Raw genomic sequence first — 12920 nt, forward strand, 5'->3', positions numbered from 1 at the left:
TTGGGCGAAACATAAGCACAGATCGCGGCCCCTGTGAATCCCATATCGGGGCCGCGATGCAGGGATGTATCAGGCGTTGTTCTTGTAGATATCGACCAGCTTGTCGAACATCGCCAGCGCCTCGGATTTCTCGCGCTGGAAGCTGTTGCGCCCGATGATCGAGCCGTTGCCGCCGCCGTCGCGGATGGCCCGCGCGTCGTCGTAGACCGCGTCCTCGCCCTTCTTGGCGCCGCCCGAGAACACCACGATCCGGCGCCCGTCGAAGGCCGATCGCATGCATTCGGCCACGCGCGCGGCCTGGGTCGAGATGTCGATGTTCTGCTCCTCGAACACCTTCTTGGCCTCGGGCACCTCAAGGTGATCGGTGCTCAGCTTGATCTTGATGATATGCGCGCCGATCAGCGCCGCGATCTGCGCGGCGTAGGCGGCCACGTCCACCGCCGTCTCGCCGTCCTTGCTGATCGCCTCTCCGCGCGGGTAGGACCAGATCACGGTGGGGATGCCGACGCTGGCGGCCTCGCGCCGCAGCTCGACGATTTCCTCGTACATGCCCAGCTGCGCGTCCGAGCCGGGATAGATGGTGAACCCGATGGCGGCGCAGCCCAGCCGCAGCGCGTCATCGACCGAGGCGGTGACCGCCTGGTCCTTGCCGGCCGTTCCCGACATCAGCGAGTTGGCCGAGTTCATCTTCAGGATGGTCGGGATCTGGCCCGCGAAGGTGTCGGCGCCCGCCTCGAGCATGCCCAGCGGCGCGGCGAAGGCGTTCAGACCCGCGTCGATGGCCAGCTGGTAGTGGTAATGCGGGTCATAGGCCGGCGCGTTGGGGCCATAGGTGCGTGCGGGTCCGTGCTCGAACCCCTGGTCCACGGGCAGGATGATCATCTTGCCGGTGCCCTTCAGGCGCCCCTCCATCAGCATGCGGCAGAGGTTGCCCTTCACGCCCGGGCTTTCGCCCTCGTAGTTGGACAGGATCTTCTGGACTTTGCGCGATGCCTTCATGGCCGTCTCCCTGATTGGATGTCGCGCATAGGAGTAGGGCCAGCGGTCGGGGACGGCAACTGCAGCACGCTAACAGGCGCGAATTAACCGCGTAGGGCCGATCTTCATCTTTCCCGAAATACCTTTTTCGGCCAGCCGCGGGCGGGCGGGCAGGGTAGAGCCCCCGCGCGGCCCGGGTTCAGCGCTGGCCCATCCGCGCCGCGCGGCCGCCGCGACGCTTCTTCAGGCGCAGGGCCCGGTCGGGCAGTTCGGCCATGACCGTGCGCCGCTCGGCATCGGTCATGCGCGACCACTGCGCGATTTCGTCGATGGTGCGCAGGCAGCCGGTGCAGATCCGCTCGGCCGGGTGGATGACGCAGATATTGATGCAGGGGCTTTCGATGCCGCTGCGCAGGCGCGGGATGTCGTCTTTCATGGCGTGTCTCTCAGGTGGCGCAGCCGGTCGAGCGCGCCTTGCAGGATGAAGCTCGCCGCCACGTGGTCGATGACCTCGGCGCGGCGGCGGCGGGACGTGTCGGCTTCCAGCAGCGCGCGCTCGGCGGCGACCGTGGAAAGCCGTTCGTCCCAGAAGGTGATGGGCAGGTCGGTGCGGTTCGACAGGTTCCGGGCGAAAGCGCGGGTCGACTGGGCGCGGGGGCCCTCGCTGCCATCCATGTTGCGCGGCAGGCCCAGGATGATGCCGCCGATCTCGCGCGCGTCGAGGATCGCCAGCAGCGCGTCGGCATCCTTGGTGAACTTGGTGCGCTTGATCGTCTGCAGCGGGGTCGCCACCGACAGCAGCCCGTCGGACACCGCCACGCCCAGCGTCGCGGTGCCCAGGTCCAGGCCCGCCAGCGCGCGCCGCGGCGGCAGGGCGGCGGCAAAATTCTCGATCGCGTCGTGGATCATTCGGACAGCCCCGCCCGGTCCGCCGCCGCGGCGATGGCGTCGAGATCCGGCTGGCTGCCAGCGAAGACGCCGCGTGCCTCGTCCAGGATCGCTTGCGCCCGGTCGGTCTGCCCCAGCACCGACAGCGCCACGATCAGCCGCGCCCAGTCCGAGGACGGTCCGCCCTCGGTCGCCAGCCGTTGCGACAGGCCCGAGACCATGTTGCCGATCATCGCCTGCCGGTCCTCGGGCGACATGTCGGCCGCGGCTTCCATGTCGGCGGCGGTGGGCCCGCGCGGGGCGGCGGGGGCGGGCGCGTCGTAGCGGATGCCGGCGGCGGCCGCGACCTGGCCGATCTGGCCGCGGATGGGTTCGATCCAGGGCGCCTCTTCCGGTCCGCGTTCCAGCAGGCCGCGCCAGATGGCGAAGGCCTGGTCGGGCCGGCCGATCTGCGCCAGCGCGAGCCCCTTGTAATAGGCCGCCCGTCCGTTGCGCGGGTCGGCGGCCAGCGCCCGGTCGAGCACAGCCTCGGCCTCGGAGCTGACGAAGCCGCCGGCCGACAGCACCATCAGCTCGCCCCACATGGCCAGGTCCTCGGCGGTGACGTCCGGTCCCAGCAATTCGACCAGCCGTTCCTGCGCGGCACGGGCGGCCGGGAAATTGCCGATCGCGGCCTCGTTCCGGGCCAGCAGGCGATAGCCCTGCAGGTCGTCGGGGCGTTCGTCCATCACCTGGCGCAGCTGGGTCAGCAGCCGGTCGAAATCGGGGTCGAGCTCGGGCGGCTCGGGCATCATGGGGGCGGCCTGCGCCTCGGCCTCGGCCTGGCTGGGGCGGCGGTCGCGCGCGGCATCGGCCTGCGCGATACGCTCGGCCAGCGGCAGGTCGGGATAGCCGGGCGCGCCCAGCAGGGAATAAAGCGCGAAGGTCCCCGCCGCGGCCGACAGCGCGATCACCCCGCCGAAGACCAGCGCCGTGCCGCGCGGCAGGCGCGACACCACGCCCCGCTCGCGCCGGTCGGCATCCAGCATCCGGCGCTGCACCTCGATACGGGTGCGCGCGGCCTCGTCCTCGCTCAGCAGGCCGCGCTCCAGGTCGCGCTCGACCTCGGCCAGCTGATCGCGATAGATGGCCAGGTCCGTGCCGCGGCCATCGCCGCCGCCCCGCAGCAGCGCCATGACCACCGGCAGCAGCGTCAGCACCACCAGCGCGCCCGTTATGAGCCAGAACAGCGTCACGGAATTCCTTCGAACCTTTCTTGCCGCGTCTCCATAGCCAATCGCACGCGCCGGTAAAACCCGGATCGCACCGGCCCGCGTCACGGCGTCGCGAGGGCCATGTCGCAAATGGAATTGCAGGTGCCGCTGGGTTGCCGCACAAGGCCCGAAGCCCGTCCTATAGCGGGCCAGACCCCAGCCCAAAGGTGTGCGCACCATGACACGTTATTCCGCCTTCGCCATCGCCCGCGAAGCGTTTCGCCAGCACAAGGGCTGGGACCGCGCCTGGGAGAGTCCCGAGCCGCGCAAGAGCTACGATGTCATCATCGTGGGCGGCGGCGGTCATGGTCTCGCCACGGCCTATCACCTGGGCAAGAACCACGGCATCACCAACGTGGCCGTGCTGGAAAAGGGCTGGCTGGGCGGCGGCAATACCGGGCGGAACACCACGATCATTCGCTCGAACTACCTGCAGGATCCGTCGGCCGCGCTGTACGAGAAATCGCGCAGTCTCTACGAGACCATGAGCCAGGACCTGAACTACAACGTCATGTTCAGCCCCCGTGGCGTCATGATGCTGGCCCAGACCGAGCACGAGGTCCGCGGCTACAAGCGCACGGCCCACGCCAACGCGCTGCAGGGCGTGACCACCGAATGGATCGACGCCAAGCGCGTGAAAGAGCTGTGCCCGATCATGAATATCGACGGGCCGCGCTACCCGGTGCTGGGCGCGCTGTGGCAGGCCCGCGCGGGCACCGCCCGCCACGACGCGGTGGCCTGGGGCTATGCCCGGGCGTGCAGCGCCATGGGCATGCACATCATCCAGAAATGCGAGGTGACCGGCATCACGTCGCAGGACGGCCGCGTCACCGGCGTCACCACCAATCGCGGCGATATCGGCTGCAAGAAGATGGGCATCGTCGTCGCCGGCCATTCCGGCGCGCTGGCCGAGATGGCGGGCTTCCGCCTGCCCATCGAATCCGTCGCCCTGCAGGCGCTGGTCTCCGAGCCGATCAAGCCCTGCATGGACGTGGTGGTGATGGCCAACACCGTTCACGGCTACATGAGCCAGTCCGACAAGGGCGAGATGGTGATCGGCGGCGGCACCGACGGCTACAACAACTACACCCAGCGGGGATCCTTCCACCATATCGAGGAGACCGTGCGCGCGCTGGTCGAGACCTTCCCGATGATCTCGCGCCTCAAGATGCTGCGGCAATGGGGCGGGGTCGTGGACGTGACCGGCGACCGCTCGCCCATCCTGTCGAAGACGCCGCTGGACGGCTGCTTCATAAACTGCGGCTGGGGCACCGGCGGCTTCAAGGCGACGCCCGGCTCGGGCTGGGCCATGGCCGAGCTGATGGCCAAGGGCCATTCGCCCCTGACCGACGCCTTCGGGCTGGAACGCTTCCGCGAGGGCCGCTTCATCGACGAAAGCGTCGCGGCGGGGGTGGCGCATTGATACATGTTCCGCCCGTCGAGACCCGATTTACGCCCACCCGGACTGCCGGAGACCTGATCCCATGCTGACCCTCCAATGCCCCTATTGCGGCGTCCAGTGTGACGAGACCGAGCTCACCGCTGGCGGCGAGGCACACCTGACCCGCCACGGCCCCGGCAGCGACGCGGACACGTTCGAGCAATACCTGTTCCTGCGCGAGAACCCGCGCGGCGTGCATTTCGAGCGCTGGCGCCATTCCCACGGCTGCGGCAAGTGGTTCCACGCCGCCCGCTCGACCACGACGCTGCGGGTCTTCGGCACCTACAAGGCCCAGACGACCGAGCCGCCGCAGCAGATCCGCGACGCCATCAGCGCCGTGCATCCCGGCTGGTCCTGGCGCAACTTCGGAGAGACGGCATGAGCTTGCGACTGTCCACCGGCGGCCGGCTGATCGACCGCGCCACGCCCGTGTCCTTCCGCTTCAACGGGCGGCACCTGAAGGGCGTGAAGGGCGACACGCTGGCCTCGGCGCTGCTGGCCAACGACCAGATGCTCATGGGGCGGTCGTTCAAGTATCACCGCCCGCGCGGCGTCATGGCCGCCGGACCGGAGGAACCCAACGCGCTGATGGGCGTGGGCCGGGGCGAGCGGTTCGAGCCGAACCAGCGCGCCACGCAACAACCGCTCACGGGTGGGCTGACGGCCCAAAGCCAGAACCACTGGCCCAGCCTCGAATTCGACGTGGGCGCCATCAACGCGCGGCTGTCGCGCTTCCTGCCCGCCGGGTTCTACTACAAGACCTTCCTGTTCCCGCGCCCCGCCTGGAAGCATGTGTTCGAACCGGTGATCCGGCAATCCGCCGGCTTGGGTCGTCCGCCCGAGGGGCCGGACCCGGACCGTTACGAGCATTTCAACGTCAACGTGGATATCGCCATCGTCGGTGGCGGCATCGCGGGCCTGCAGGCGGCGTTGATCGCGGGCCGCGCGGGCAAGACCGTCCTGCTGATGGAGCAGACGGCGCAATGGGGCGGCCGCGCGCCGGTCGACGGCGACCTGATCGACGGCGGCCCGGCGCAGGCCTGGATCGACGCGGCCGTGGCCGATCTCGCGGCCATGGAAAACGTGCAGATGCGGCGCGAGACCATGGGCGCCGGCGTCTACGACCACGGCTACCTCCTGGCCCACGAGACGCTCTCGCACGGCGTGCCTGAAGGGCCGCGCCAGCGGCTCTGGCGGATCCGCGCCGGCCATATCGTGACCGCGACCGGCGCCATCGAACGGCCCATCCCCTTCGCGGGCAACGACGTGCCGGGGGTCATGCTGGCCTCGGCCCTGCGCGATTTCGTGGTGAATTACGGCGTCGCGCCGGGCAAGCGCACGGTCATCGCCACGAACAACGACGACGCCTACCGCACCGCGCTGGCGGTGCTGGACGCGGGGCTGTCGGTGCCGCTGATCGTGGATGCGCGGCCCGAGGTGACCGGCGCGCTGCCCGAGCAGGTCCGCGCGCGCGGCGTCCGGGTCGATGCCGGGACCGCCATCGCCAAGGTCAAGGGCGGCAAGCGGGTCGAGGGCGTGGCGATCTGCGCCCAGGACGGCGAGGGCGCCGTGACCGAAGAGGTCGCCTGCGACGCGGTCGCCATGTCCGGCGGCTGGTCGCCGGTCCCGCACCTGTGGTCCCATTGCGGCGGCAAGAACACCTGGGACGCCGCGCAGGCCCATTTCGCCCCCGATCCCGACCGCGCGCCCACCGGCGCCGACGGTACCGCCTTCGTCACTGCCGTGGGCGCGGCGGCGGGCACGTTGCAGGGCGATGTCGCGCTCGGCTCGGCCACCGCCCGCCTGGCGGCGCTGCTGGACGTGTCGGCGGATGCGCCGGCCGTCGAGGTCGCGGCCGAGGCGCCGCTGGCCGCGTGTTGGATGATGCCCGCGCGCGCGTCCTACGAGCTGCGGTCAAAGATGTTCCTGGACTTCCAGAACGACGTGAAGGTCAGCGACGTGCAACTGGCCGCGCAGGAAGGTTTCGTCTCGGTCGAGCATACCAAGCGCTACACGACGCTGGGCATGGCGACGGACCAGGGGAAGCTGAGCAATATCAACGGCCTCGCCATTCTTGCTCAGGAATTGGGTGAAGAGATCCCGAACGTCGGCACCACCACCTTCCGTCCGCCCTACGCGCCGATCTCCATGGCGTCGATCGCGGGCGAGGCCCGTGGCGAGATCTTCCAGCCCCTGCGCCGCACGCCGATGCACGACTGGCACGAGGCGCACGGCGCCACGTGGGAACCGGTGGGCCACTGGCGCCGTCCCTATGCCTTCCCCCGGTCGGGCGAAAGCGTGCACGACGCGGTCCAGCGCGAGGTGACGAACACGCGGCAGAACGTGGGCCTGCTCGATGCCTCGACCCTGGGCAAGATCATCGTGAAGGGGCCCGACGCGGCGCGCTTCGTGGACATGCTCTATACCAACCTGATGTCCACGCTGAAGCCGGGCAAATGCCGCTATGGCCTCATGTGCAACGAGAACGGATTCCTGGTGGATGACGGCGTGGTCGCGCGGCTGGATGAGGACACGTTCCTGTGCCACACCACCACCGGCGGGGCCGACCGCATCCATGCCCACATGGAGGAATGGCTCCAGACCGAGTGGTGGGACTGGAAGGTCTTCACCCTGAACGCGACCGAGCAGTTCGCCCAGATCGCGGTGGTGGGCCCCAAGGCGCGGGACCTGCTGCACAGCCTTGGCGGCATGGACCTGTCGAAGGACGCGCTGCCCTTCATGGGCTGGGCGGACGGCACCATCGCCGGCATCCCGGCGCGGGTCTTCCGCATCTCGTTCTCGGGCGAGCTGAGCTTCGAGGTGGCGGTGCCCGCCAACCGGGGCCGGGCGCTCTGGGACAAGCTGGTCGAGGCGGGCGAGGCGCTTGGCGTCATGCCCTACGGGACCGAGGCGCTGCACATCATGCGGGCCGAGAAGGGCTTCATCATGATCGGCGACGAGACCGACGGCACCGTGATCCCGCAGGACCTGGGTCTGGACTGGGCGATTTCGAAGAAGAAGGACGACTTCATCGGCAAGCGCGGGCAACAGCGCAGCTTCCTGGCCGCGGACGACCGCTGGCGCCTGGTGGGGCTGGAAACGCTCGACGGATCGGTCCTTCCCGATGGCGCCTACGCGGTGGCCGAGGGCACGAACGCCAACGGGCAGCGCAACATGCAGGGCCGCGTGACGTCGTCCTACCATTCGCCCACGCTGGGCCGCGGCATCGCCATGGCGCTGGTCGAACGCGGGCCGGACCGGATCGGCGAGGTCGTGAATTTCGCCATGACCGACGGGTCCGAGGTTCCCGCCCGGATCTGCTCGCCCGTGTTCTTCGACCCGAACGGAGAGAAACAGGATGTTTGACGTGCACACGGCGCTGGACGGCGCAAGTTTCGACGGCGCGATCCGCGTGGCCGAGCTGACGGGGCAGGGCATGATCGCGCTGCGCGGTGACCTAGGCGACGCGACCCTGCGCGACGCGGTGAGCGCGCTGACCGGCCACGACATCCCCGCGCCGCTCCACGCGGCCTGGAGCGGCGAGGTGACGACCGTCTGGATGTCGCCGGACGAGCTTTTGATCCTGCTGTCCTACGCGGATGCGGCCGGTGCGGCGCGGGATTTGCAGGGCAAGCTCGCCGGGATCCATGCGCTCGTCCACGACATGTCGGACGCTCGCAGCCTGTTCCGCCTGACCGGACCCGCCCTGCGCGACACGCTGGCCAAGCTGACACCCGCCGATGTTTCGCCCGCCGGGCTGCCGGTCGGAATGGCGCGGCGCACGCGGCTGGCGCAGGTGCCGGGCGCCTTCTTCCTGCGCGACGCGCAGACGGCGGATCTGGTCTGTTTCCGGTCGGTCGCGCGCTACGTCTTCGACCTGCTGAAGACCGCCGCCGACCCGGCGGGGCGCGTCGGGTATTTCGAGGGTTTCCCGGAACCCTGATTGGGCTATGTCGTTGGTCGGATGAGACGCCGGGCCGCGGCAGGATGCCGCACGCTCACCCGACAGCCGCCACGAATAACAGCAAACGGAGGAACCGATATGGCTTTCGAACTTCCCGATCTTCCCTATTCCCACGACGCGCTGGCCGATAAGGGCATGAGCCGCGAGACGCTGGAATACCACCACGACATCCACCACAAGGCCTATGTCGACAATGGCAACAAGGCCATCGCCGGGACCGAGTGGGACGGCAAGTCGATGGAAGAGATCATCAAGGGCACCTACGACCCCAGCGCAACCGCGCAGTCGGGCATCTTCAACAACATCAGCCAGCTCTGGAACCACAACCAGTTCTGGGAAATGATGTCGGGCGATGACAGCAAGATGCCGGGCGAGCTGGAGAAGGCCCTGTCCGACAGCTTCGGTTCGGTCGAGAAATTCAAGGAAGACTTCGCCGCCGCCGGCGCCGGCCAGTTCGGCTCGGGCTGGGCCTGGCTGGTCAAGGACAGCGACGGCAGCCTTAAGGTCACCAAGACCGAAAACGGCGTGAACCCCGTCTGCTTCGGCCAGACCGCGCTGCTGGGCTGCGACGTGTGGGAGCATTCCTACTACATCGACTTCCGCAACAAGCGCCCCGCCTACCTGTCGAACTTCCTCGACAACCTGGTGAACTGGGAAAACGTCGCTTCGCGCATGTGACGACCCCGCACCGACACGGTGTGAGAAAACAGCGGCCGCATCTCCCGACGGAGGTGCGGCCGTTTTTTGTTGGGGCCCTCTGGCATACCATGGCCGCCGGTCGCCATTCTTTCCGCGCCATGCTAGGGCCACGCCCATGCTGATCGTCTTCGAATCCATCGACGCCGAGACCATGGCCGTGCTGCGCGCCCCCATGCGTGCGCCGGGCGGCGTGGCGTTCCAGCCGGTGGACATGCAGACCGCGCTGGACGGCGTGGGTGCCTTCCGCCTGACCGCCAGCCTGATCCTCACCCCCGAGGCCGACAGCACGGAGGCCGCCGATTGGCTGTGGGAGCGGGTCGAGGAGGCCGCGCCACTGGTCCTGAAAGTCGGCGCGCAACGGGCGCGGGTGGGCGCGCCGGACGCGCTGGCATGGCTGATCGACAAGGCCCGCAGCGAAGGCTGATCCACGGAACTCCGGCCCGTGTTCAGGGTTGATACACTGAACAAATAAAGGAGTCCGATATGGCCGAACGGCACCGTTCCAAGGACGGCACAAGCGAGACCGAAGAATTCACCGGCGATGCCGCGACCCCGTCGCATTCCGGCCGCGCAGATGGCGAGCTCGAGCGCAAGGTGGGCACCCGCGACCTGGAAGACACCGTGAAGCACGGCGAGGGCGCGACCCGCGTCACCAAGTCCGACGAGAAGGGCGAGGGCAATCTCGGCGGTCACCACGGCACCGGGGAGGACGACTGACATGGCACGGATGACCAAGGGCACCTGGGTGCTGATCGCCGACGGCGAGAAGGCGCTGATCCTCGAGAACCAGACCGACCACGATGATCCCTACCTGACTGTCCTCACTAAGGAAGAGCAGGAGAATCCGCCCGACCGCGAACAGTCGGCCAACCGTCGCGGCCGCATGGCCGACGGGATGGCGGGTGACGGCAATGGCGGTCAGCGCTCGGCCTTCGAGGATACCGACTGGCACGAGCTGGCGAAGGAGCGCTTTGCCGCGGACCTGTCCGACATGCTCTACAAGCGGGCGCACAAGGGCGCGTTCAAGGATATCGTTCTGGTCGCGGCGCCCAACGTGCTCGGCAAGCTGCGCGAAGACCTGCACAAGGAGGTCAAGAGCAAGGTGATTGCCGAGATCGACAAGAACCTGACCAACCACCAGCTCGACGATATCGAGAAGATCGTGAAGGCCGAGCTGGACGCCTAGTCCAGCCGCTTCACGAACCGCCACAGATCCATGGCGAAGGGGCCCGCGGACGTGTCGACATGGTCGATCACGCGGGCCTCGTACATCCAGCCACATTTCCGATAGAACCGCGCGGCGCGTTCGTTGCTGATGGCGCAGTTCAGCCACGCTGCGTTGTGACCCGTCGCCGCGATACGCGCCTCGGCATCGTAGATCAGGTCCTGCGCGATGCCCGTGCCGCGCCTGGCACCGCCCACGTACATCTGGTAAAGCTCGTCGTCCTTCACCATCGTGAAGCCGGCCACGGCTCCGTCGTGCCAGGCGACCCGCGTCAGCGGGATGAGGCCGCGGGTGCGGGCGCGGAACTCGGGCAGGGTGCGCGTCGCCTCGAGCGCCCTTGGGACCAGCCCCACATGCGCGTCGATCCAGCCCTGAAGCCAGAGCCGCGCAATCGCGTCGGCGTCGTCGTCGCGCGCGTCGCGCAGCGTGGCCAAGGCCTCAGTCGGTGCCGCGATAGGGCGGGACGTACTGCATCGCCATGTCCCACGGGAAGAAGATCCAGGTGTCCTGGCTCACCTCGGTGATGTAGGTGTCCACCTGCGGGCGGCCCTTGGGCTTGGCGTAGACGGTGGCGAAATGGGCCTTGGGATACATCTCGCGCACCAGCTCCAGCGTCTTGCCCGAATCCACCAGGTCGTCGACCACCAGAATGCCGGTGCCGTCGCCCATCATCTCGGCGTCCGGCGCCTTCAGCACGTGGGCTTTCGAGCGGGTCTGGTGATCGTAGCTTTTCACGCTGATCGTATCGACCGTGCGGATGTCCAGCTCGCGCGCGACGATCATCGCGGGCGCCATGCCGCCGCGGGTGATGGCCACCACGGCGCGCCAGCCGCCCCCCTTGTCGCCCGCGTTGCCGTCGGGGCCGGCCCCGTCCAGCCGCCAGGCCAGCGCCCGGCTGTCGCGGTGGATCTGGTCCCACGACACGTGGAATCCCTTTTCGTGGGGCAGTCGTTCGGTCATTGCGTCACCCTTGCTCAGCTTAGCGCGACTTTTGCCCCGAGCGCGGCGAGGAGTCCACCGAAGCCGCGGTCGAGCGCCGTTTTCGCCCGGCCATAGGCCGCGCGCGCCCGAGGCTGCGAAAACGCCCAGGCGACCAGCAGGTACCAGGCCGTTTCGACCCACAGGATGTTGAAAAGGACCAGCGCCTTGTCCAACGCCCCGGCGGTTGCGGGGACGAGGCCCACGAAAACCGCCCCGAAGAAGATCGCCGGTTTCGGATTGGCCAGCATCGCGGCCACGCCCAGCCGGATGGCGGCAAGGGTGCCGCGCGGGGCCTGGCCCGCGTCGACCTTGGGCATGGGGGCAGGGGCATGGCGCCACATGGTGATGCCAAGCCAGACCAGGAACAGCCCGCCCAGGACCTTCAGCGCCACGAAAACGGGCGGCAGGATTTCGAACACCAGGGCAAGGCCCGCCAGCGCCGCCGTCGCCCAGAGCATTGCGCCGATACCGAACCCCAGGGCCAGACCGGCGGCGGGGCGAAACCCCTCGCCGATGGCAGTGCGCAACGACAGAACGAAGGACGGGCCGGGGCTGATCGCGGCCAGCAGATGCGCCAGCGCGACCCCGAGGAAGGCGAGCAGGGACACCGCGCGCGGCTTACATCTTGCTCATGTCGGGCGCGTCGACGGCCTTCATGCCCACCACGTGATAGCCCGCGTCGACATGCAGAACCTCACCCGTGGTGCCCGCGCCCAGCTCGCTCAGCAGATACAGAGCCGATCCGCCGACATCGCCGATGGTCACGTTGCGCCGCAGGGGCGAGTTGTATTCGTTCCACTTCATGATGTAGCGGAAATCGCCGATGCCGCTGGCCGCGAGCGTCTTGATCGGCCCCGCGCTGATCGCGTTCACGCGGATGCCGTCCTTGCCCAGGTCCTCGGCCAGGTAGCGCACGGAGGCTTCCAGGGCCGCCTTGGCCACGCCCATGACGTTGTAATGGGGCATGACCCGCTCAGCGCCGTAATAGGTGAGCGTCAGGGCCGACCCGCCGTCGGTCATCATCTTCTCGGCCCGCTGCATGACGGCCGTGAAGGAATAGACCGAGATGTCCATGGACATGCGGAAATTCTCGGGGCTGGTATCGACGTAACGGCCGCGCAGCTCGGACTTGTCCGAGAACCCGATGGCGTGGACCACGAAATCCAGTTTGCCCCAGCGTTCCTTCAGGTCGTCGAACAGCGCGTCGATGCTGGCGCCGTCGCTCACATCGCAGGGCAGGACGATGTCCGAGCCCAGGCTTTCGGCCAGCGGGCCCACCCGCTTCTTCAGCGACTCGCCCTGGTACGAGAAGGCCAGTTCGGCGCCCGCGTCGGCCAGCGCCTTGGCGATTCCCCAGGCGATGGATTTATCGTTGGCCAGGCCCATGATCAGGCCTCGCTTGCCCGCCATCAGATCGTTCGCCATGGTGCCATCCCTGCCATTTCCTATGCTTCGAAAAAGGCTTAGGGTATCTGCCAGACCCCTTCAAGA

The 12920-nt window shown here is 68.3% G+C and carries 16 protein-coding genes; 8 read left to right on the forward strand and 8 right to left on the reverse strand.

The window, feature by feature from the left end; genetic code table 11:
• Positions 1-69: 69 nt before the first annotated feature.
• From BUB76_RS00530 to ccmI, 4 genes are all read right to left on the reverse strand, one after another.
• Positions 70-999, reverse strand: a complete 930-nt coding sequence (locus tag BUB76_RS00530) for a class I fructose-bisphosphate aldolase (protein ID WP_073125476.1) — start codon at positions 997-999, stop codon at positions 70-72.
• A gap of 178 nt (positions 1000-1177) precedes the next feature.
• On the reverse strand, positions 1178-1414 hold the full coding sequence (locus BUB76_RS00535; RefSeq protein ID WP_073125480.1) for a DUF1289 domain-containing protein: 237 nt from the start codon (positions 1412-1414) through the stop codon (positions 1178-1180).
• A complete protein-coding gene (gene ruvX, locus BUB76_RS00540; protein WP_073125484.1) occupies positions 1411-1887 on the reverse strand; it encodes a Holliday junction resolvase RuvX in 477 nt (158 codons plus the stop codon). The genes BUB76_RS00535 and ruvX overlap by 4 nt, the downstream gene beginning before the upstream one ends.
• Positions 1884-3101: a c-type cytochrome biogenesis protein CcmI gene (gene ccmI, locus BUB76_RS00545; protein WP_073125487.1), complete on the reverse strand. Its 1218-nt coding sequence runs from the start codon at positions 3099-3101 to the stop codon at positions 1884-1886. The genes ruvX and ccmI overlap by 4 nt, the downstream gene beginning before the upstream one ends.
• A 196-nt stretch (positions 3102-3297) precedes the next feature.
• Here ccmI and BUB76_RS00550 point away from each other — a divergent pair, with 196 nt between their 5' ends.
• From BUB76_RS00550 to BUB76_RS00585, 8 genes are all read left to right on the forward strand, one after another.
• Positions 3298-4542, forward strand: a complete 1245-nt coding sequence (locus BUB76_RS00550) for a sarcosine oxidase subunit beta family protein (RefSeq protein ID WP_073125490.1) — start codon at positions 3298-3300, stop codon at positions 4540-4542.
• Positions 4543-4603: 61 nt separating this feature from the next.
• The gene (locus tag BUB76_RS00555; RefSeq protein WP_073125493.1) at positions 4604-4942 is read left to right on the forward strand and encodes a sarcosine oxidase subunit delta; all 339 of its coding nucleotides are present in this window, start codon (positions 4604-4606) and stop codon (positions 4940-4942) included.
• A complete protein-coding gene (locus BUB76_RS00560) occupies positions 4939-7926 on the forward strand; it encodes a sarcosine oxidase subunit alpha family protein (protein WP_073125498.1) in 2988 nt (995 codons plus the stop codon). Before BUB76_RS00555 ends, BUB76_RS00560 begins: the two co-directional genes overlap by 4 nt.
• The gene (locus tag BUB76_RS00565) at positions 7919-8503 is read left to right on the forward strand and encodes a sarcosine oxidase subunit gamma (protein WP_073125501.1); all 585 of its coding nucleotides are present in this window, start codon (positions 7919-7921) and stop codon (positions 8501-8503) included. Before BUB76_RS00560 ends, BUB76_RS00565 begins: the two co-directional genes overlap by 8 nt.
• A 99-nt stretch (positions 8504-8602) precedes the next feature.
• The gene (locus BUB76_RS00570; protein ID WP_073125505.1) at positions 8603-9202 is read left to right on the forward strand and encodes a superoxide dismutase; all 600 of its coding nucleotides are present in this window, start codon (positions 8603-8605) and stop codon (positions 9200-9202) included.
• 136 nt (positions 9203-9338) lie between these two features.
• Positions 9339-9647 (forward strand): hypothetical protein, encoded by a 309-nt coding sequence (locus BUB76_RS00575; RefSeq protein ID WP_073125509.1) that lies wholly within the window; start codon positions 9339-9341, stop codon positions 9645-9647.
• Positions 9648-9706: 59 nt separating this feature from the next.
• Positions 9707-9940 (forward strand): hypothetical protein, encoded by a 234-nt coding sequence (locus BUB76_RS00580; protein ID WP_073125513.1) that lies wholly within the window; start codon positions 9707-9709, stop codon positions 9938-9940.
• Between the two features lies 1 nt (position 9941).
• Entirely contained in the window at positions 9942-10409 is a 468-nt protein-coding gene (locus tag BUB76_RS00585; RefSeq protein ID WP_073125517.1) for a host attachment family protein, read from the forward strand.
• On the opposite strand, the gene BUB76_RS00590 is transcribed toward BUB76_RS00585, so the two are convergent.
• From BUB76_RS00590 to fabI, 4 genes are read right to left on the reverse strand one after another with little or no spacing between them, the layout of a single operon-like run.
• Positions 10406-10882, reverse strand: a complete 477-nt coding sequence (locus BUB76_RS00590) for a GNAT family N-acetyltransferase (RefSeq protein ID WP_175550244.1) — start codon at positions 10880-10882, stop codon at positions 10406-10408. The two genes, BUB76_RS00585 and BUB76_RS00590, sit on opposite strands and share 4 nt — an antisense overlap.
• A 4-nt stretch (positions 10883-10886) precedes the next feature.
• The gene (gene gpt / locus BUB76_RS00595; protein WP_073125521.1) at positions 10887-11408 is read right to left on the reverse strand and encodes a xanthine phosphoribosyltransferase; all 522 of its coding nucleotides are present in this window, start codon (positions 11406-11408) and stop codon (positions 10887-10889) included.
• A gap of 14 nt (positions 11409-11422) precedes the next feature.
• Complete coding sequence (locus BUB76_RS00600; RefSeq protein ID WP_073125524.1) at positions 11423-12037, reverse strand: LysE family translocator; 615 nt, start codon at positions 12035-12037, stop codon at positions 11423-11425.
• A gap of 10 nt (positions 12038-12047) precedes the next feature.
• A complete protein-coding gene (fabI, locus tag BUB76_RS00605; RefSeq protein ID WP_073125527.1) occupies positions 12048-12854 on the reverse strand; it encodes an enoyl-ACP reductase FabI in 807 nt (268 codons plus the stop codon).
• Positions 12855-12920: the final 66 nt, after the last annotated feature.

The sequence above is a fragment of the Palleronia salina genome, from assembly GCF_900141995.1.
GTDB lineage: Bacteria > Pseudomonadota > Alphaproteobacteria > Rhodobacterales > Rhodobacteraceae > Palleronia > Palleronia salina.